General features: G+C 61.2%; 14 protein-coding genes. 4 read left to right on the top strand and 10 right to left on the bottom strand.

Annotation, left to right across the window (positions count from 1 at the left end):
• Nucleotides 1-901: 901 nt before the first annotated feature.
• The 8 genes from K6M89_RS11735 to ampC form a co-directional block, all read right to left on the bottom strand.
• Entirely contained in the window at nt 902-1108 is a 207-nt protein-coding gene (locus tag K6M89_RS11735; RefSeq protein ID WP_003542083.1) for a hypothetical protein, read from the bottom strand.
• 1270 nt (nt 1109-2378) lie between these two features.
• On the bottom strand, nt 2379-3497 hold the full coding sequence (locus K6M89_RS11730; RefSeq protein ID WP_222139551.1) for a glycosyltransferase family 2 protein: 1119 nt from the start codon (nt 3495-3497) through the stop codon (nt 2379-2381).
• A complete protein-coding gene (locus tag K6M89_RS11725) occupies nt 3494-5245 on the bottom strand; it encodes an ABC transporter ATP-binding protein (protein WP_222139550.1) in 1752 nt (583 codons plus the stop codon). The genes K6M89_RS11730 and K6M89_RS11725 overlap by 4 nt, the downstream gene beginning before the upstream one ends.
• Nucleotides 5242-6315, bottom strand: coding sequence for a glycosyltransferase family 2 protein (locus K6M89_RS11720; protein ID WP_438826582.1), 1074 nt, complete (start codon nt 6313-6315; stop codon nt 5242-5244). The genes K6M89_RS11725 and K6M89_RS11720 overlap by 4 nt, the downstream gene beginning before the upstream one ends.
• Nucleotides 6312-9311 carry a trifunctional glycosyltransferase/class I SAM-dependent methyltransferase/polysaccharide deacetylase gene (locus K6M89_RS11715; protein WP_222139549.1) on the bottom strand — a complete coding sequence of 1000 codons (3000 nt, stop codon included), beginning with the start codon at nt 9309-9311 and terminating at the stop codon, nt 6312-6314. The genes K6M89_RS11720 and K6M89_RS11715 overlap by 4 nt, the downstream gene beginning before the upstream one ends.
• Nucleotides 9305-10483 (bottom strand): glycosyltransferase family 2 protein, encoded by a 1179-nt coding sequence (locus tag K6M89_RS11710; RefSeq protein WP_222139548.1) that lies wholly within the window; start codon nt 10481-10483, stop codon nt 9305-9307. The genes K6M89_RS11715 and K6M89_RS11710 overlap by 7 nt, the downstream gene beginning before the upstream one ends.
• Nucleotides 10484-10568: 85 nt before the next feature.
• Complete coding sequence (locus tag K6M89_RS11705; protein WP_222139547.1) at nt 10569-11522, bottom strand: NAD-dependent epimerase/dehydratase family protein; 954 nt, start codon at nt 11520-11522, stop codon at nt 10569-10571.
• 382 nt (nt 11523-11904) lie between these two features.
• The gene (ampC, locus tag K6M89_RS11700; protein ID WP_222139546.1) at nt 11905-13065 is read right to left on the bottom strand and encodes a class C beta-lactamase; all 1161 of its coding nucleotides are present in this window, start codon (nt 13063-13065) and stop codon (nt 11905-11907) included.
• A gap of 124 nt (nt 13066-13189) precedes the next feature.
• Between ampC and K6M89_RS11695 the strand changes: the two genes are divergently transcribed.
• Nucleotides 13190-14059 (top strand): LysR family transcriptional regulator, encoded by an 870-nt coding sequence (locus K6M89_RS11695; protein WP_222139545.1) that lies wholly within the window; start codon nt 13190-13192, stop codon nt 14057-14059.
• Nucleotides 14060-14098: 39 nt separating this feature from the next.
• On the opposite strand, the gene K6M89_RS11690 is transcribed toward K6M89_RS11695, so the two are convergent.
• Nucleotides 14099-15091: a sugar-binding protein gene (locus K6M89_RS11690; protein WP_097578285.1), complete on the bottom strand. Its 993-nt coding sequence runs from the start codon at nt 15089-15091 to the stop codon at nt 14099-14101.
• Nucleotides 15092-15135: 44 nt separating this feature from the next.
• Nucleotides 15136-16116 (bottom strand): NAD-dependent epimerase/dehydratase family protein, encoded by a 981-nt coding sequence (locus K6M89_RS11685; protein WP_222139544.1) that lies wholly within the window; start codon nt 16114-16116, stop codon nt 15136-15138.
• A 245-nt stretch (nt 16117-16361) separates the two neighbouring features.
• On the opposite strand from K6M89_RS11685, the gene K6M89_RS11680 reads away from it, so the two are divergent.
• From K6M89_RS11680 to K6M89_RS11670, 3 genes are all read left to right on the top strand, one after another.
• Nucleotides 16362-17105, top strand: coding sequence for an ATP-binding cassette domain-containing protein (locus K6M89_RS11680; RefSeq protein WP_246642420.1), 744 nt, complete (start codon nt 16362-16364; stop codon nt 17103-17105).
• A gap of 40 nt (nt 17106-17145) precedes the next feature.
• The gene (locus tag K6M89_RS11675; protein WP_097578288.1) at nt 17146-18144 is read left to right on the top strand and encodes an ABC transporter permease; all 999 of its coding nucleotides are present in this window, start codon (nt 17146-17148) and stop codon (nt 18142-18144) included.
• Nucleotides 18145-18429: 285 nt separating this feature from the next.
• Entirely contained in the window at nt 18430-19059 is a 630-nt protein-coding gene (locus K6M89_RS11670; protein WP_246642409.1) for a GNAT family N-acetyltransferase, read from the top strand.
• Nucleotides 19060-19192: the final 133 nt, after the last annotated feature.

Raw genomic sequence — 19192 nt, 5'->3', positions numbered from 1 at the left:
ACTAATGGCCACCAGCGTTCCTCTTCCCCCGCTTCACGTTACAATGGTTTATCCATGTCACGGTCTTTTCCTGCGATCGCCGCTTTTCTCGCTCTGATCCCGGCCGCCGGCCATGCCAGCGAGGCGCGGGGAAAATCGACGCCTCCTGCTGCGAAGGGCTGTGTGGAAGTCAGTGGAACGGCCTTGAGCGGAATGGCCGGAGGCCCAGCCTATTCGGCAGCCGAGCTCAAATGCGGCGCAAAGCTCTCGCTGGTGCTGCAGCGCCAGACCGGCAGGGATGGAAACCTTGCCGTCTGGAGCGCGGTCGATCAAGTGACGATTGTCAAGCCCAGCCCCCGCCACGAACTTCTGCAACCGGGCTATTGCTCGTCGAGCCGGTTCCTCAGGACTTCGTCTTTGCGCTCGGCAGGATGGTGGAACAGCCGGATGGTTCCTATCGATCGGAGAGCGTCGTCAAAGCCTGGAGGGTCGATATCAAGCGCGAAAGACTGGCCGCGATTCCCGTCGATGGTCTGCTTTGCGCGCTGGACTCGGCCGACTGATAGGGGCGACAACACCCTTAGCGAAAAATACCGCCCCTACTCTCCATCCACATCCTGAGGCGCCCCGCAGGGGCTTCGAAGGGTGAGGCCGGCGACTGGTGTCTCTGCGGCAATGGATAAGTGCTGCCGGGGCAGGGGCGGCGCAATCGATCTATTCGGAAATCGATTTGAGTTGGCCCGGGAGAAATCCGGAGTGGGTCTTGGGCTGCCGCTTATTCGGGCTGTATTCGATACCCGGGCACAATAGACATTCAAAATGTACGGTAAGCGGTTTCGTTGACGTTGTCTCCGGGCGGGGAGACGGCGGCGAGTTTGGTCTCAGTGGTCGTCTGATCGGCCGGGCCGGCCGATCCCTGATCTCAATGGGTCAAATTGCGCTTCTGAGCCAGCAGTAAAATGTAATCGTCGGCAATGTCCGCGATGGCCATTGCGACTTCCGCCGGATCGCACCCCTCGACCTTCGTGTTTGCAATGAACTGATAAACCGCTTTCTCGATCTGCTTCCGGCAGATCATCACGCGTTCATCATAACCAAATTCCGGAATCTGCGATGCTATATCACTCATCAGGTCGGCTCCTCACTACTTGCAGTGACCATGACACAAATTATAAGTTGAGCAAGCAAATGCTTTATGAACGGTTAATTCAATGGCGCGGTGCGACCATTTCGACACAGATTTGGTCAGTCAAAAGGCATTTCGGTGGGTTGAATTGAGTGAAGTCATTCGCGTAGGTGGATTGACTGTTCATGCCGGGAGTCGCTCGACGAGAGTGGGTGTCTTTGAGCCTGCGGCTCTTTGGTCTCGGGCCGCCTGACGGACTTGAAATGACCGGTCGAAGGCTTGCCAATGCCGGTCTATCCGCAGCGGGGTGACCTGCCGTAATCATTTGATTTGCCAAGATGTTAAACCTCCGTTGGCCTTCACGATCGTCATTCTCCGAAGTTGAATTGTGTTGCGCACTATCGAGGCCGGCTCATGCCGGGATTGTCGGATTTAGTCCTGCTTGCTCCTTCCCAAGTGTTGCCTGGCCGCGCCATTGCGACGAAGGAAAGGGGAAAGAATGTGAGGATGTGTTATGTTTTTTCGACAAGAATGTAAGTCGGCGCCGTTGAGCGGCATCTGCAATAACTTCGGGTAATAAATAAGATAAAATTAAAATTTTATCAAAAGGTAAAAATATATATTTCAGATACTGGTTGTATTTAAAAGTTGGTTTTGTGATGACTGAACTGTTTATGGTTAATAACGGCAAGATGTGCTTATTTCAATAATAAAGATGAGCTGGTCTATCACTTTATAATAACGACATTATCTCTACAGGGGCGGATTTTCCGTCCGGTAATTTCGTCGCAAAGCGGAAGCACTTGGCGTTGAGAGCGAGCCCGGTCATTGCTTGCGGATATACAGGTCTTTGCGCAAGGCCATCGCAACAGGGAATATCACTGTCGGCAGCGATCATAACGGCGCCCCGCGGCAACCTGTCCCTCGCAAAGTTGAGGACCCGCCGGGGTGGTTGACGGGTCCTCTGGTAGGATTTCTTGCACAGTGCGTAGCTATGATTGCGCTTATTCATGATATTGTCACAGACTATTATCGGAAGATTATAAGTTTCCCACAGTTTTGTCATTTCGCGACGACAGATATTTTATGCCGTGTCCGATTTATACTGAATAATTAAGAAATAGTTGGCAGCGGAGGGGAGGTGCCGGCCTTCAGAACCGGAAATGCTCTAAAGCGCGTCGCGTCAAACATGAATCATGCGACGCCCTTTAGTCCTCTGTTTTGATGCATGTCGTTGTCCCGGAACCGCTGCGCACATCCGGGCGACAATGCATTATCTCTTCGAGGTCGCAGCGCAATCTCCGTCGCAACGGTCGATCTCCGACAAGCGCCGGAACAAGGCCTTCGTTCGGAAACGTGACCATCCGCCAACCAGCGGGATAACAGGGTCTATTTCTTCGAATTTTTTGAATTTCTTCTGCTTTTGTCGCCAGAGCGGCCGGGCTTTCGACAGCGCCCTGTTTGCGGCTCTGGCGGCTTTTGAAAAGATCAGTTTGATGATGACGCTGGCAGCAAGCAAGGGACTATGACGATAGACGTACTTGAGCGAGGCTGCGGCGCTGTGCCAATCTTTCAAAGCCGCAAATTTTGAGAATGCATAGAGGTGGGCCGAGGCGCGGGCGCAGCTGACGACGAAAGCGGGAAGCTGCGGATTGCGGGCGACGCATCGCTCATAGACGGCCAGAAGCGATCGCGCCATTCGGGATCTGTCGGCAGACATGGCCGCGGCATGAACGCGATAGCCCACCAGGCCGAGTGGCACCGCCTCGATCTTGAAATGCTCGGCGGTGCGGAGTTCGAAATCGAAGTCTTCGCATCCTCCGATTCCCTGATTGGCATAGCTCGGATCGTAGCCGCCGATCTTGTCTATGACGGCACGGCGCACCATGAAGCCGCTGCCATTGCCGACGAAGCGGAAGACGAGATGGCGGATGAGAATGGATTCCCGGGCGCTGAGCGACGAGCCGGACCGCGTGCAATATCCCTCGGCATCGACCATACGGTGAAGGGCATAGACCGCGCCCCAGGCCTCGGGCAGGGGATGGAGCGCCGACAGCATTCTTTCGACATATGTCGGATGCCAGAGGTCGTCCGCATCCAGGAAGGCGAGATAACCGGCCTTCGATGCTGCGATCCCGGTATTGCGCGCCGCGGCGACGCCGCGGTTTTCCGTCGACAGAAGCTGGATCCTCGGATCGTCGGCGGCCAAGCGGCGGCAAATGGAGGCCGTCTCGTCGGTCGAGCCGTCGTCGACGACAATGATCTCCAGCGCCTTGTGGGTCTGATCGATGACGGACTGAAGCGTCTCGGCGATATAGTCACTGGCATTGTAGGCGGGGATCACGACCGCCACTAAAATTTCCGACCTGGTCGACATCTCCATCGCCGTCACCCGAGTTTGGATGCAAGTGTTGGCGGGCGTAGATCGATCTGGTTCTTCATCATCCTGGCGACCGCAGGGCGATGGCTGACCACGATCAGCGTTCGGCCGGCATCTTCCTTGATTGCCGAAAACACCCGCATTTCGGTATTTTCATCGAGCGCGCTCGTGGCTTCGTCCAGGAGCAGGATCTGCGGCCGGCCGGCCAGCGCGCGCGCCAAGCCGATGCGCTGGCGCTGTCCGCCTGAAAGCCGCACAGCCTCGTCGCCCAGCCATTCGTCGAAGCCTTCCGGCAGATTTTCGATGAATTCCGTGGCGCAGGCGACATCGGCGGCCCACCTGACATCCTCATCGGAGATATCGCGACGGAAGCGGATGTTGTCGAGGACCGTGCCCTCCATCAGTTCGACATCCTGGCCCGAGACCGAGAGCAGGTGCAGCCAGCTCGCGCGGTCGACATCGGCGAGGTCCGTGCCGTCGATCGTGATTCGGCCTCGCGTCGGCCGGGTGAGATCGAGGATCATGTTGAGGATTGTCGTTTTGCCGGAGCCGCTTGGTCCGGTCAGAGCCGTCGTTTCGCCTGCCTTGATCGAAAAGTTGAGGTTTTGAACGGCCGGTGCGTTCGCCTGCTCATAGGTGAAGGAGACGTCGTGGAAGACGATGGCTTCCGCCAGGCGGGCGACCGGCACCCCTTGCGCCGCCTGCTTAGCGTCGTCCTTTTCGGAAAGCAGCGCCAGGACGTTCTGCAGCGACGCTTCCATCTCGTAAAGGCGCAGAATCTGGGAGTCGAATCCCTTGATGTGCGGCTGGAGCCTGTAAAGAAGGATGGTGGCCGAAAGCGCTGCCTTGAAATCCACCGGCAGGAATTCCGAGGACAGGATGATCGTCAGGATGACCCCGAAGGTCAGGATTTCGCTCAACAGCGAGGTCGCCGCCCCCATCCAGTCCGAGTGGCGCCAGGTCCGGCCGACTTCGCTGGATAGTGTCGCGAAGAGCTGCTGGTGGCGCTGCTCGAGGCCGAAGCTTTTGACCGCCTTCAAGGTCTGCAGCGTGGTCCAGCTCAGCTGCGTCAAGGCTTCGACGGCGGCCAGCGCCGAAGCGCCGAGACGCCGATAGGCGCCAGCAAAGAACCCCAAGGCGAAGTTATGGACGAAGCCGAAGACAAGCCCAAGCAAGGCGATCGGCCAGGCCATGACAAGCATGCCGATGCCGAAGATGACGATCGTGCCGAAATTGACACCGAGACGCACCAGGCTCGCATGGGCCGAGGATACCGCATAGGCTTCGGTGGCGATTACATTGATCAGATCGCTGCGCTCATAGTGCTGAAAGCGCTGGAACGGGATGGTCAGGATCTTGGCGTAGAGACGGTCGCGCATGCGATCGCTGATCTTGTGGTTGATCGCGCTGGTGATCAGCGAGTTGACGAATCCGAGAAGAATGCGCAGCAGGATGGAGGCGATGAGGATGCCGATCAGCACCGGTTTGGAAAGACTGAGGTCGACGCCGCCGAAAATCGCCGGAAGCCCGGCAACGGCGGAGCCGGAACCTGTGCCCTGCTGGCCGAGAATAAAGACCAGGCTCACCAGAAAGGTGATGCCGACCATCTCCGAAAATCCGGTGAGAATGCCGAGGATGATCATCACCGTCATCTTCAGCCGCAACGCCGGCACGAGCTGCAGCAGCTCGCGGTAGCGGGCCGCGATGACCATGTTGTAGGCGCCGGCCGGCCGGGAGGCGGATTTGCGAAATCTATTCATTGTCGGCCATCCGCGACGATGTCGGGCTGCCGCCGAGCGGCATGAAAACGATCGCTGAACAGCGTGCCTGCCTGCGGGACGGCCGCACCGGCAACGCGGTTCTTCGATCGGGCCGAAGGTTTTCGCAGGATCTGTCTTGCAATGCGCACGACATGGCGTTTTGCCAGACGAAAGCTCTGCAGCAGGCCATGGACGATCAACTGCGGGCCATATTGCATCGCCATCATCGGCGCCAGCTTCCTGAGCTGGGCATAATCGCGGTTTGCCAGGACCTTGTTGAAATACCAGTGCGTCGTGTTGAATTTGGCGGTCTCGATATCGCGCCGCAGATGCGGGTAGCGGTCGATGATCGGCGCCATCACCAGGGCGTGGGATTTCAGCATCCGATGGGCGTTGCTCGACATGTTTCCCCGGGTGAAGCGGTAACCGGTGAGGAAATCGGGAACCAGCGCAAAGGGCAGGCTCTCGGCGAGAGCGAGGTAGAGCTTCAGATCCTCGCAGCCCTCGGCGCCGCTGTCGCGCAGCCCGGCGTCGTAACCGCCGCAGCGCAGAACCTCGGCGCGCGGCATCAGCGGCGTGCTGCCATTGCCGATGAAGTTTTCCCGCAGCAGCGGTTCGAAGATGTTGCCCTCATGCAGAACCGGGCGTGAATGGCCGAAAATGACGCCGTTTTCGTCGATCGCCGCATACCAGTTGTAGGCGACGCCGTGGCCGCCGGGAAATTTTTGCAGCGACTGCAGCTGGCGCTCGATCTTCTCGGGATGCCATATGTCGTCGGCATCGATAGGCGCCACATAGGCGCCCCGCGCCTCGCCGATGCCGTGGTTGCGGGCGCGGGCAACGCCGCCATTGGCCTGCCGGAGGACCCGGACACGCCGATCGATCAGGCTATAGTCGCCCGCAAGCGCGAAGGTGCCGTCCCGCGATCCGTCGTCGACCACAAGGATTTCGAGCTTGTCGTAGGATTGGTTCGAGACGCTTTGCAATGTTTCGAGAAGCGTCTTTTCGGCGTTGTAGGCCGGGATGACGACGGTGATCAGAGGGGGCGCTGCAGTGGTGATGATTGTCATCCGATAAAGGCTCCGGGCAGGCCCATCAGTGCGGGAAAGGCTTCAAGCGGCCGGTCGCCGCGGACTTCGAGGCGCGGCAGGCCGAAGACATTGTCGGAAAAGGCGGCTGTCGCGGCGCGTGTGGTGAAGCCGATCGTGTAACCGGCAAGGGAAAGAATGCCCGGCACCCTGAAGTCGGTGGCGCCGTAGGGCAGTGCGATCGAAACCACGGGGCTGCCCAGCCGGCTTTCCAGCGCATGGCGCGACCGCAGGGCTTCGGCGAGCAAGGCGTCGTTTTCAATTGCGCTCGCCGGCGTGTGGGAGGCGAGATGAGAGCCGAAGCTGATGCCTTTCTGCTGCAGTTCCAGAATATCCGGCCACGCCATCAGCGCCGCCGGCTCGCCATGGGCACAATCCCAGTCCGAACGGCCGCCGACCTTGTCGGTGACGACGAAGACGTCGGCGCTGAAATCATTCTCGGCCAGGATCGGGAAGGCGTTGGCGTGGAAATCCAGATAGGCGTCGTCGAAGGTCAGCATGACCGGCCGGCCCTGGATCGGCTTGCCGCTGTGCAAAAGATTGGCGAGCGACGGCGCCGTGACGGCGTAATAGCCGTGCCGGCGCAGGAATTGCATCTGCTTGCGGAACATCTCCGGCGGCGTGCGGAAGCGCCGCAGCGCGGCGGGGCCATCCTCGGCGATCCGGTGATACATCAGGATGGGGACCGAGGTCGTCACCTCGGTTGCCCATGCCGTCTCGCGCGCGACGCCCGCCGGTCCTGAGATGATGTGCTTTGCCACATCGACGTCCATCGGCGTTCCATGCGTCTCGACCCGCAGGACGGGATCGGCCACAGCCGCTTTGCGGAAGCGGTGGATGGCGTAAAGCGCGGTGTCGATCGTCTCTTCGAGGGCAAGCCCAGCCTGTTCGGCCAGAACCCGTCTGATGGTCCCGACCCCGAAAGGATGGCCCCAGTCAAAACCGGTTCGGCCGGGCTCGTCCTGGCGCAGATGCGCATGGGCGGTGATCAGACAGCCCCCCGGCTTCAGCGCCGCCGCCATCTTGCGGCAGACGCCCGCAAGCATCTCCTCATCCTTCATGTAGTAAAGCACTTCCGAGCAGAGGATGAGATCCTGATCGGGTGGAAGCTCTTGTCCGACGAAGTCGAGAACCCGCAGCTCGACATTGGAGAGATCGCGGCAGCGCTTTGCCGCCCTGTCGACCGCCCGCTGCGAAATATCGGTGGCCGTCACCCGGCCGACTGCGCGCGCCAGCTTCTCGGTGAAGATCCCCTCGGCGCAGGCAAGTTCCAGCGCCGTTTCGGTCCCCTGCGGGATCAGGCTCAATGTCTGCTCATATTTGACCTGCTCGTAGACCGACAGGTAATTCCACGGATCCGGGCGTTCGAAAATCTGCTCCCAATAGTCTTCTGCCGACTGAGCCTGGGGGGCCTGCTTTTCCTCCGCCGGCGCTGCGGCGGCTGTACGTCGCACCGGCGGCAGGCCACCTTCGAGATCGCGCAGGATGTCGGACAGGCGGGCGTCATTATCCTGTCCGTCGCCTGGCGCCAAGGCCAGGACGGCATTGCGGCCGGTCCGCGCCAGCAGCCTTTCGAGCCGCCCGCGCCGCCGGCCGCTGCGGATGATGAGGCCGCCGAAGGTTCGGTAGCCGCGCAGCGCCTCCCTTGTCCATGCGGCGGCATAAGCGAGGGTGGGCTGCCGCTCGAGATGTTCTCCCGCCTGCATCTCCTGCAGGATCAGCCGGATCTGCGCCCGGATCGACAGATCACCCCAGAGCGGCCCGACGAAGGTGCCAACATGCTCGTCGCCGGAAAAGCCGTGCATGATCAGCGTATCGGCCTGCTCGGCCCGGGCGATCCTGGAAAGGGCGCCGAGCTCGACGCTCACCACCTGGATCGTGCCGAGGGTGAAGGATCGCCGAAGGTTGCCGGCGGAGAGCTGCCAGGCGGCGGCTTCGAGGATCTTGCGGCCGGTGCCGGGCAGGGAATGCCGCTGGATCAGCTGGACGAGCAGACGGAAAGTCGGCCACCATTGCTCGGGCGCATCGATGAGATCGTCGGCCCGGTCGGGCAGGAGGCCGGTCTGCAGGCCGTGCAGGATCACGCCGGCAAAAAAGCTCTCATAGCCTGCGGCATCCGGGATGTCCGGCAGCAATGCGGCGAGGGTCGCTATGTCCAGGCTCGGATCGTGTTTGGCCGCGATGACCCAGACGAGCATGCGCAATCGGCTGATGGCGGGCGTGATCCAGGCGGTCTCCGGACCCTCGGCGGGCAAGCCGTGCTGCCGGCGCAGCGCCTCGGCCTTCGTCGTCACGCAAATGGCGTCACGCACCAATTTCGTCGGATCGCCGGAAAGCGAGCCCGGCTTCATGCGATAGGAGGCCAGGCAGGCGTCGACACGACGAAATTCTGCGCCTGCAAAGGCCATGCGCAGCCAGAGATCCCACTCCTCGCAGGTCTGCAGGCTCTCATCCATGCAGCCGACGCGCTCGAAAAGGCTTTTGGGAAAGACCACCGTATGAATGGCGAGCGCACAGAAGGACGAGAATTCGCGCCGGGCGGCATCGCCGGCGAGTAGGGGCGCCTGTTCCACCGGCATCGGCCGGCCGTCCGGGGCGACCCGGCGGTAGGAGCAATAGGCGATGGCGGGCGGTGATCTATCCTCGGCCATCGGCAGCATGGTTTCGATGAAAGCCGGGTCCAGCCAATCGTCGGCATCGAGCATGCAGAGCAGGGGGGCGGCGGCGAGGCGGGCGGCATGGTTTCTGGCCGCCGCAGCGCCGGCATTGGTCTGGCGGGCGGCGACGATGCGGCTGTCGGCTGCGGCAATCGCCTCAACCAGCTCCCAGGTGCGGTCGCTCGAACCGTCGTCGACCACCACCGCCTGCCAGTTCGGCCGCGTCTGCCGCTGCAGGCTGGCAAGCGCTTCGGCAAGCGTGTCCTCGGCGTTATAAGCAGGAATGAGGAAGGAAATGTCCGGCGCCACAGTTGTCACCATGCGCGCATCTTCCAGCGGCGCAGAACGTAGAGCGCGCCGTTGACGCTGCCGAGCATTTCCTGCTTCAGGAAAAAATCGTGCGAGGTGGCGCCCTTGCGCAGGCGTTTGCGCAGCCTGCCGGCGAAATATTTCGGGAAGGAGATAAGGATGCGCCGAAGGTTGCCGCCGTTGCCGGTGTTCTGATACTGCACCAGCAGCGCGGCGATATGGCCGCTCATATATTGCTGGATCTGCCTGGCAAGCCCCTGCATATCCTTGCGATGAAAATGCCAGGAGACCGCGGTCGGCTCGTAGCGGCAGACATGGCCGTGATGCAGCAGCCGGTTCCAATATTCGGAATCGCCCGAGCAGCCGGCCGCGCCCATATCGAGTCGGACGTCGAACAGGCCGATCTCGTCGAATACCTTGCGGCGGAAAGCCTGGCTTGCGCCGGCGCCGATCGTCCAGACCGGCGCGCCGTAGCGCTTGTGGCTGTCGTAGAAATCCCGGCCGAAATCCTGTCTGATGTAGCCGCGGCCGAAACCCCAGTGCTTTTCGAAGATGAACTGCGCCGGCGTTGCGAGTTCTCCGGGCAGGATCAGCCCGGTGACGCAGCCGATCTCCGGCCGGTCGAACGCCTTCATCAGGTTCTCCAGCCATCGCTGGTGGAGAACGACGTCATCATCGGTAAAGGCGACGAATTCGGTTTTCGCCGCGCCGATGGCGGCATTGCGGGCAAAATCCAGCCCGACCCGGCCTTCGCGGACATAGGTGGCGCCCGCTTCTTCGACGACGCGGCGGGTTGCATCGCCTGATGACGCATTGTCGACGACGATGATCTCGGCCGGCTTCAGCGATTGTTCGGGGATCGAGGCGAGGCACCGGCGCAGCTCGTCCGGCCGGTCCTTGGTGCAGATCAGAATGCTGACGTCGCGATGTTGCAGCGTTGTCTGCGCCACCTGGCGCGCATGCGACAGCGTCTCCGGCCGCACGACACGCCCGGCAAGCTCGGCCGCGGCCTCAGGCCCATCGAGATAGGCCTGTCCGACGGGCAGGCCGTCGGCGAGAAAGACGACGAGCCCGGCCGAGATCGGCGCCGCGCCGGCATCCGGCTGATGCGACGCGAGATCGAGATAGTGAATCGGTACGGGAAAAGTGACAGTCGCCAGATCGGACGGAATGATTTCCTGCATCGTTACTCTCTCAACGCATCACGAGCACAGGCCGGCACAAAGCCGCGCCCGGAATGCGGGAAGGGCCTCGAAAGCCGGGCGGCTATTACGCCGCGCCCACTTTTATCTTTTCTCTGAACCAGTCGAGCGTCATCGCCACGCCCTGTTCGTAGCTGACCTTGCACGACCACTCGGGCATGACGGCGTAGGCTCTCGTCAGGTCCGGCCGCCTGTTGGTGGGATCCTGCGGCGGCGATGGCTCGAAGACGATCGGCACGCCGCCGACCAGCTTGGAAACATATTTCGCGACTTCCAGAACGGTGATCTCGCGGTCGTTGCCGATATTCAGAGGCCCCTTGTAGTCGGTCTCGTTGATCCAGAAATAACGGGCGAAACCGTCGACGATGTCATCGACATAGCCCCAGCTGCGCGACTGCTTGCCGTCGCCGAAGACGGTGATCGGGCGGCCCGAAAGCGCTTGGGTGACGAAGTTGGAGACGGCGCGGCCATCGTCGGGCCGGGTGCGGGGACCATAAATATTAAAGGGGCGGATGACCTTGACGTTCAGCCCCTTGGTGCGCTGCATCTCGAACAGCAGCGCTTCCGTGCATCTCTTGCTCTCGTCATAGGACGAACGCGGCCCGGTACAGTCGACCTGGCCCTTGTAGGTTTCCGGCTGCGGCGACACCAGAGGATCGCCGTAGATTTCCGAGGAGGAGGTGTAACCGAAACGGCCGCCCGTCTTCAGCAGGTCGAGAAGCCGGAAGGCGCCGAGCAGGTTCGCCGAAATCGTCCTCTTCGGTTCCTTCATGTACCAGGGCGGCGATGCGGGGGAGGCGAGATGATAGATCTCGTCGAATTTCTCCGAAGTCTGCAGCGTCTCGACGTCCGATTTCACGAAGTGAAAGCGGGGATCCCTGATGTGCGAAATATTCTCGAAAAGTCCTGTCCAGAGATTATCAACAACGACGAGCTTCTGAACGTCATTTCGAAGCAAAAGCCGATCGCATAGATGAGAACCGATGAACCCTGCTCCGCCAGATATCAATACGTTTTTCACTGGATTGGGCCTCTTAACTTAAGAAAAGGTGAGTATTCATTAGCATCACCTTCAAGAACTGGCAATTACCTCGAAGAATTCTGTAAAATACTCGCCTGTTAATATTAATTGTTAACTGGCATTACCCTGGGTAGTATTATCCCTGTTGGGCGAGAGGGCAGCGACCCTGGGTATGTACGTGCTGCCGCCGTTCGATTTTTCGCAGTGTATTTGGCAAGATTGTGGCACTGTTGCACCGCAGCATATTCCTCGTGCAATTTCTCTATCACACGGGCAAAGACGCGCATCGGGCTAAAGTCCGACTCTCCAGGACAGCGCATCGGTTCGGACGGACGCGAAACCTCGCCGCCAGCCTGGTCCCGCGTCCGTGAGCTGTTTTCAATCAATCGGCCGCAAGCGCCGTCAATACCCGGTAGGCCGCGGCAACCCGGTCCTCGTTGGGATAGTTTTTGTTGGCCAGGATGACGATGCCGAGGCGCTCGCTGGGAATGAAGGCGACATAGGCGCCGAAGCCGTTGGTCGAGCCGGTCTTGTTGATCCAGACATCGCCCCGCGGTTTCATCGGCGGTTGCAGCGCAGCGATAGGGATCGTCTTCAGCATCGCCGCCGAATTGCCCTCGAGCAAGCTCTGCAGGGTGGCGGGATAGGCATATTGCTCCCAGATCAGATCCTGGGTCATCGCCCCGACGCTGAAAAAGCCGGTGTGGGTTTTGTCGATCGCCTGCTGCAGTTTCCCGTCGAGTTTGGCCAGGCCCATATTGGCGCCAACGAAGCGGATCATGTCGCCGGCGGTGGATCTGACGCCGTAGGCCTCGGCGGACAGCAGGCCCGGTGTCAGCCGTGCCGGCTCGCCGCTGCGCTTATAGCCCTGGGCGTAATTGCCCTGCCGCGACTTCGGCACGTTGATGAAGGTGCTGCTCAATCCGAGGCCGGGAAACAGCCTGCCCTCCATCAACTCCGCGAAATCACCGCGCATGGCTTTCGCCGTGATGAGGCCGAGCATGCCGATGCTCGGATTGGCATAGCTGCGTTGGGTTCCCGCCGCGTAGGAAGGGTGCCAGGCCGCAAGATATTCCATCAGCTGGCCTTCGCTTTTGATCTCGTCCGGCACCTGCAGCGGAAAACCGCCGGCCGTATGGGTGGCGAGATCGATCAGCGCGACATCGCCGAACGGCCGTCCCTTCATCGCGGGAAGATGTTTGGCCACCGGGTCGGACAAAGAGAGGTCGCCCGTCGCTTCGGCGTAGGAGGCGAGCGTCGCGGTGAAGGTTTTGCTGATCGAGCCCAGTTCGAAGAGCGTGGCAGGCACCACCGGTCTGCCGGTCTCCTTCGATTCGACGCCATAGGTGAAGATGTGATCCCGGCCGTCGACGGTAATGCCGACGGCCACCCCTGGAATGGCGTATTTTTCCATGATCGGCTTGATCGCCGCATCCGCGATCGCTCTCACTTCAGCCTCGTCGGCGGCAAAGGCGCTTGCGCAAGCGCATGCCGTGATCAACGCGGCCGATAAAAATTTTATGCCAAGGTTTTTCACAATCATCCTCCAAAATCGCCAGGGCGGTCGCCATGAGCGCAAAATGCGCCCGGGGAGGCGTTTAGCGGCTCTGTTTTCTAGGGACAAACGATGATATCTCGCAGCAGCTGCAAGAATTTCTAGGGCTTAGATGGTTCGCCAATTCCTCCCGCTGAACGGCCTCAGAGCCTTCGAAGCCTCGGCACGGCATTTGAGCTTTACCCGCGCCGCAATCGAGCTCTGCGTCACCCAGGCGGCCGTCAGCCAGCAGGTCAAGGGGCTGGAAAAGCGGCTGGGGGTCGCATTGTTCCAGCGTCTGCCCCGCGGCCTGAAAATCACCGCGGAAGGCGAGGCGCTGCTGCCGACGGTGTCCGCCTCCTTCGACCAGATGGCGACGACGCTCGACCGGATCGAGGCCGGGCAGGTGCGCGAATTGCTGTTCCTCGGCGTCGTCGGCACTTTCGCCGTCGGTTGGCTCCTGCCGCGCCTTGCGGATTTCCAGCGCCGGCATCCCTTCATCAACGTACGGGTTTCCACCAACAACAACCGCGTCGATCCCGCCGCCGAGGGGCTCGACTTTGCCATCCGCTTCGGCAGCGGCTCATGGCACGGGACGGAGGCGCAGCGCCTGTCCGAAGCGCCGCTCTCGGCTCTCTGCATTCCCAAACTGGCGGAGGATCTGCGGTCGCCGGCTGATCTCGCCGGCGCAACGCTGCTGCGCAGCTACCGCACGGATGAATGGAGCACCTGGTTTGCGGCCGCCGGCGTTCCGCCGGCCGACCAGGTGAATGCGGGCATCGTCTTCGATTCCTCCGTCGCCATGATGGAGGCCGCCCTCCAGGGGCTCGGTGTCGCGCTGGCGCCGCCTTCGATGTTCTCCAGGCACCTCTCGTCAGGTGCGATCGTCCAGCCCTTCGCCACCACCATATCGCTCGGCAGCTACTGGCTGACGCGCCTGCAGTCACGGCCGGTCACCCCGGCCATGCGCGCCTTTTCCGATTGGCTCTTTGCACAGGCGTGATATCAGGAGCGTCCGCTCGGGCGGACGCTCCCAGCCGCATCACTTCTGAATGCAGGTATCCACCGTATCCTTGGTGCACTCGTCCAGGCCGGTGAAGACCGGATCGTCGACCTTCTTTCCCGCGATCAGGTCCATCATCACGGTCGGCGCCTTGTAGCCCATTTCGAACGGCCGCTGGCCGACCAGCGCGGTCACCAGCCCTTCCTTGGCGATCGCCACTTCGTCGCCGATCGTGTCGGCGGCGCCGATGACGAACTCGTTCTTGGCGATCTTGTCGGCCATCGGCTTGAACAGGTCGCGATAGGGCTGCGGGGCGCCGAACAGCGGCCAGCCGCCCATGATGCCGAAGGCGTCGAGATCGGGATTGGCGGCGAGGATGTCGGTCATCGCCTGCACGCCCTTGGCGCCGTCGTCATTGGTAAAGACCGGGCAGCCGGCCACCTCCGTCCAGCCGCCTTCGCCCTTCAGGGCCGCCAGCCCCTTCTGGCCGCTCAGCGTATCGCGCATTCCCTGGGCACGGCGCAGGATGTTATCGGCGCCGGGATTGCCTTCGATGGTGCAGATTTTGCCGCCGTTCGGCTTGGCCTTCTTGATATATTCGCCGATCTTGGCGCCCATCAGATAATTGTCGGTGCCAAGATAGGTCTTGCGCAGAGCGGAATCCTCCGCCGCCAGATCGGCATCGAGCGTCATGACGGGCACGCTCGGATTGGCCGTCTTCAGCGTCTGGGCGATCAGCTTGGCGTTCGACGGCGAAATGGCGATGGCGGCCGTATCGGCCTTACCCAGCATATCCTGAACGATCTGTGCCTCGCCGGCTTCGTCGGAGGTCGATGCCGGGCCGGTATAGAAGCATTCATATTCGGCCGAGGCGTTTTCCTTGTTCCACTTCTGGCAACCCTGGTTGATCGCCTCGAAGAACGGGTTGTCGAGGCCCTTGACGACGATGACCAGCTGCTTCTTGGCGGCCAGGGCCTGTCCGGCCGTCAGCGCCAGCACTGCAGCAGCTGCAAGCAATAATGCCTTCCTCATAGCTTCCTCCCTTTGAAAGGCGGACATGATTGCCCGCCGCTTGATCAACCGGGGTACCAGACGATGCGAGGCTCCTCCCCTGATCGCTGGTATTCCCAGGCCGAATTGATAAGCTTTTCGAGATCGTAAACCGGGCGCCAGTCCAGCAGGTATTTCGCCTTGCTGTTGTCCATCCAGTTGGAATGAAACTGGCTTGCGATGTCGACGCAGCCGAGCCCGCGCGTGCGGGCGAGGTAAGCGGCGACTTCCCCATAATCGACGGGACGATCCATCGCGATATTAAAGAGTTCTCCCTTGGCGCGCGGATTGTCGATCGCCGCCAATATCGCCGAGACAAGATCGTCGACATGCACGAAATTGCGTTTCAGCGGCCGCCCATCCGCATCGCGCAGCAGCGGCACCGTGCCCTCGCGGGCGTAGCGCTCGGCCTCGGGCGGCGGAACAAACGTCTTCCAGTCCGGCCCGCCGAACACATCGTCGCCGAAGGACAGCGTGAACTTGAAATCGTCCTTCTCCATGATCCAGGGGGCGCGCAGACAGCAGGTGTTGATGCCGTATTGAATGGCATACTGCTCGAGCATCACCTCTTCCAGCACCTTGGAAAGCGCGTAACAGCCGGGATAGGCGCGATGCGGCGTCTTTTCGGTCACCGGCCCGTCATGGCGATAGAAGAAATGCCCAATGCCGGCATCGCCGCCGATCAGGATGAATTGCCGGGCGCTCGTGCTCGTGCGGAAGGCCTCGAGCAGCCAGAACAGCCCTTTAACGGTGACGTCCATGACGTCATCTGGCGTTTCCTTGCAAGTGGCAAGATGCAGCACATGGGTCACACCTGCCATCGCCGCCGCAACGACATTGGCGTCGGCGATCGAACCCCTGACGACCTCGATGCGGTCGGTCTCTTGGAGCGCGCGATTGTGACAAAGCGCGCGGATGCGGGCATTGGAAAATCTCGGCTCGTCAAGCAGCCCAGTTATGAAGCGCCGCCCGACCTTGCCCGTAGCCCCGGTGACAAGGATCAGCATGCTCTCTCTCTCCCAGTAACAGCTAATATCGCAGCGTTTGCGCCGTCAATCTGTATTTGCGCGGTAAAATAGATTTTTACCTCGGCCGGTCTATCACGCGACATTTTATTGACGATTCCTGGCGCTTTTGCATAAATGAGCCGAAGCGCTTTTCCGGGAGGAGATCGGCAAAGCGAGATCGCAGGCGCCCAGACGGGGCAGCCGGCAGTGAAGGCAGGCCTGCAGGTTCCGGGGAGGGTGGTCGGCTGGCAGCGGTTCTTGAACTCAGCAATATCTCAAAACATTTCGGCGCCATCCAGGCGGTCAATGACGTGTCGTTTGCGCTCGAAGCCGGCCAGGTCGTTGGCCTGATGGGCGATAACGGCGCGGGCAAAAGCACGCTGGTCAAGATGATTGCCGGAAACTTCCGGCCGAGCGAAGGCACGATACGCCTCGAGGGCAAGGAAATCGTCATGCACCGCCCCGTCGAGGCGCGCCAGCACGGCATCGAGATCGTCCATCAGGATCTGGCGCTGTGCAACAATCTGACGGCAGCGGCCAACGTCTTCCTTGGGCGCGAGCTCAGCCGCGGCATTGGCCCGTTTCGTGTCCTCGATTACAAGACGATGTACCGGCGCGCCGGCGAGATCTTCAAGGAGCTGAAATCGGAAACCCGCCCGCGCGATCTCGTCAAGCAGATGTCCGGCGGTCAGCGGCAAGCGGTGGCGATCGGGCGCACCATGCTGTCGGAGGCGAAGATCGTGCTGATGGACGAGCCGACCGCGGCCATATCGGTGCGTCAGGTGGCCGAAGTCCTCAACCTGATCCGCGAGCTGCGCGGTCGCGGCATCGCAGTCGTGCTCATCAGCCATCGCATGCCCGACGTCTTCACCGTCGCCGACCGCGTCATCGTCATGCGCCGCGGCCGGAAAGTCGCCGATAAGGCAATCGCGGCGAGTTCGCCGGAGGAAGTGACGGGTCTTATAACAGGCGCCATCGAACAAGTCTGATCGGCGCAGCTTGGTTCACGGGCAGAAAAGAAGGTCAACGATGGCAGTCACCCTCGACCAGACAATTGCACAGAGAGAGCGAAGCCGGCTGTCGGAGTTCGTCGGCAGCCAGACCTTCTGGGTGCTGATCGCCGTTATCCTCGCCTGCCTCTTCCTCTCCGTCGCCACCGATTCCTTCGCCACGGCGAAGAACCTCTACAACATCACCCGCAACGTCACCTTCGTCGCCATCATCGCGCTCGGCATGACGCTCGTCATCATCACCGGCGGCATCGATCTGTCGGTCGGCTCGGTGCTCTGCCTCTGCAGCATGGTGCTGGCGGTCACCATGCATGCCGGCTACGGCATCGAAATCGGCATCGCGGCCGCCATCGGCACGGCGCTCCTGGTCGGCGCCTTCAACGGCGTGATGATCGCCTATCTCGATTTTCCGCCTTTCGTGGTGACGCTCGGCATGCTGTCGGTGGCGCGCAGCCTCGCCATGGTCGCCTCCAACAACACCGTCGTCTTCCAGTTCGGCCCCGATCACGACAAGCTCTTGGCGCTCGGCGGCGGCGCCTGGTTTCTCGGCATCGCCAATCCCGTCCTTTACATGGTCGTCCTGGCGCTCTTGACCGGCTTCGTGCTGCGCTGGACCCGCTTCGGCCGCTATATCTTCGCGATCGGCGGCAATGAGCATGCCGCCACGCTCACCGGCGTTCCCGTGCGCCGCATCAAGGTCGCCGTCTACATGATATCGGCGCTCTCGGCCGGCATTGCCGGCATCGTCCAGACCGGCTGGCTCGGTGCCGTCACCACCAATATCGGCGCCGGCATGGAGCTGCAGGTCATCGCCGCCGCCGTCATCGGCGGCGCCAATCTGGCCGGCGGCATCGGCACCGCCTTCGGCGCCCTGGTCGGCGCCGCGCTGATCGAGGTGATCCGCAACAGCCTCGGCCTGCTTGGCATCAACGCCTTCTGGCAGGGAACGTTTATCGGCGGCGCAATTGTGCTGGCCGTGCTGTTTGATCGAATCCGGAATCTCAGGCAGAGCGAGTAGCCGCATTCCGGGGTTTCGGCAGGTTTGATCGTCGGTGGGCCTATTGGCGGCGGCGCGCGTCTGAGAGACATTCCCGGCGAGCATCCACCTGCGCCGACAATCCGGAGATGCGCCTGCGGATCGGCCGCACGAACCACCAATCCGGATCGCAAAACCGAAGTCTGGCCGCCGGTCGACGTCTAGCCGGGAACCTTCTGTTGCCCCTTTGATAGAAGATTTGAGCGTGATCGCCGCGGTAATCCGGCTGCAGGATCGCACTTCAATTCAAACCTCCCGCTTGTTACAATGACCAAAGGCACGGCTGTCCACACAGATGCAAGACGTGCCGCAGACTGGCCAAACCGGGCTGCCAAAGTCAAAGGCCGGCGCAAGATGGAACAAGAGCTACTCAGGCATCGACTGGCCAGCCATAGTGATCTGGCCGACCTCAAATTGTTGATGGATGCGGCCATCTCAGAGAACCAGAAAGCCTTTCTGACGCCCGAACAGATTTCGTCGAGCCGAGCCATCATGGGACTCGATAGCCAGTTGATCGAGGACGGCACCTATTTTGTTGTCGAGATCGGCGGCGTCTTGGCGGGCTGTGGCGGGTGGAGCCGACGAGCAACACTGTATGGCGGAGATCGCACTTCCGGCCGCGATGCTGCTCTGCTCGATCCTGCCAACGACGCGGCGCGCATAAGGGCGATGTACACGCACCCGAACTTTACTCGGCGTGGCGTAGGGCGGCTGATCATGGCTGTCTGCGAGGAGGCGGCGCGCAATGAAGGCTTTCGTGATATCGAATTGATGGCCACACTATCGGGTGAACCGCTCTATCTTGTTTGCGGTTATCAAGCCATCGAGCGAGTGGAAGACAGCCGCGGCGGTGCAAATGTGCCTCTCATAAGAATGAGAAAGCCGCTCGAGCCTTGATCCTGCGCTGGATGCTGTTCGGCCGCCAGGACAATATCCCGTCCAAGATAGCCCGTGCCGCACTCATTCGCGCCGCGAAGGAAGCCGGAATTTCGGTGATTTCAGTTGTTCACTGAGATCTCCCCAGGCTGCT

This window comes from Rhizobium croatiense (assembly GCF_019793465.1).
Lineage (GTDB): Bacteria > Pseudomonadota > Alphaproteobacteria > Rhizobiales > Rhizobiaceae > Rhizobium > Rhizobium croatiense.
The sequence above is the reverse complement of the archived record's forward strand: the minus strand, read 5'-3'. Positions and strand labels throughout refer to the sequence as shown.

What these genes read in the sequence shown, in the direction of transcription:
- ampC (WP_222139546.1), bottom strand. Translation starts at nt 13,065, where the DNA reads ATGATTGTGAAAAACCTTGGCATAAAATTTTTATCGGCCGCGTTGATC.
- K6M89_RS11720 (WP_438826582.1), bottom strand. Translation starts at nt 6,315, where the DNA reads ATGACAATCATCACCACTGCAGCGCCCCCTCTGATCACCGTCGTCATC.
- K6M89_RS11710 (WP_222139548.1), bottom strand. Translation starts at nt 10,483, where the DNA reads ATGCAGGAAATCATTCCGTCCGATCTGGCGACTGTCACTTTTCCCGTA.
- K6M89_RS11695 (WP_222139545.1), top strand. Translation starts at nt 13,190, where the DNA reads ATGGTTCGCCAATTCCTCCCGCTGAACGGCCTCAGAGCCTTCGAAGCC.
- K6M89_RS11670 (WP_246642409.1), top strand. Translation starts at nt 18,430, where the DNA reads ATGACCAAAGGCACGGCTGTCCACACAGATGCAAGACGTGCCGCAGAC.
- K6M89_RS11735 (WP_003542083.1), bottom strand. Translation starts at nt 1,108, where the DNA reads ATGAGTGATATAGCATCGCAGATTCCGGAATTTGGTTATGATGAACGC.
- K6M89_RS11690 (WP_097578285.1), bottom strand. Translation starts at nt 15,091, where the DNA reads ATGAGGAAGGCATTATTGCTTGCAGCTGCTGCAGTGCTGGCGCTGACG.
- K6M89_RS11715 (WP_222139549.1), bottom strand. Translation starts at nt 9,311, where the DNA reads ATGGTGACAACTGTGGCGCCGGACATTTCCTTCCTCATTCCTGCTTAT.
- K6M89_RS11675 (WP_097578288.1), top strand. Translation starts at nt 17,146, where the DNA reads ATGGCAGTCACCCTCGACCAGACAATTGCACAGAGAGAGCGAAGCCGG.
- K6M89_RS11685 (WP_222139544.1), bottom strand. Translation starts at nt 16,116, where the DNA reads ATGCTGATCCTTGTCACCGGGGCTACGGGCAAGGTCGGGCGGCGCTTC.
- K6M89_RS11725 (WP_222139550.1), bottom strand. Translation starts at nt 5,245, where the DNA reads ATGAATAGATTTCGCAAATCCGCCTCCCGGCCGGCCGGCGCCTACAAC.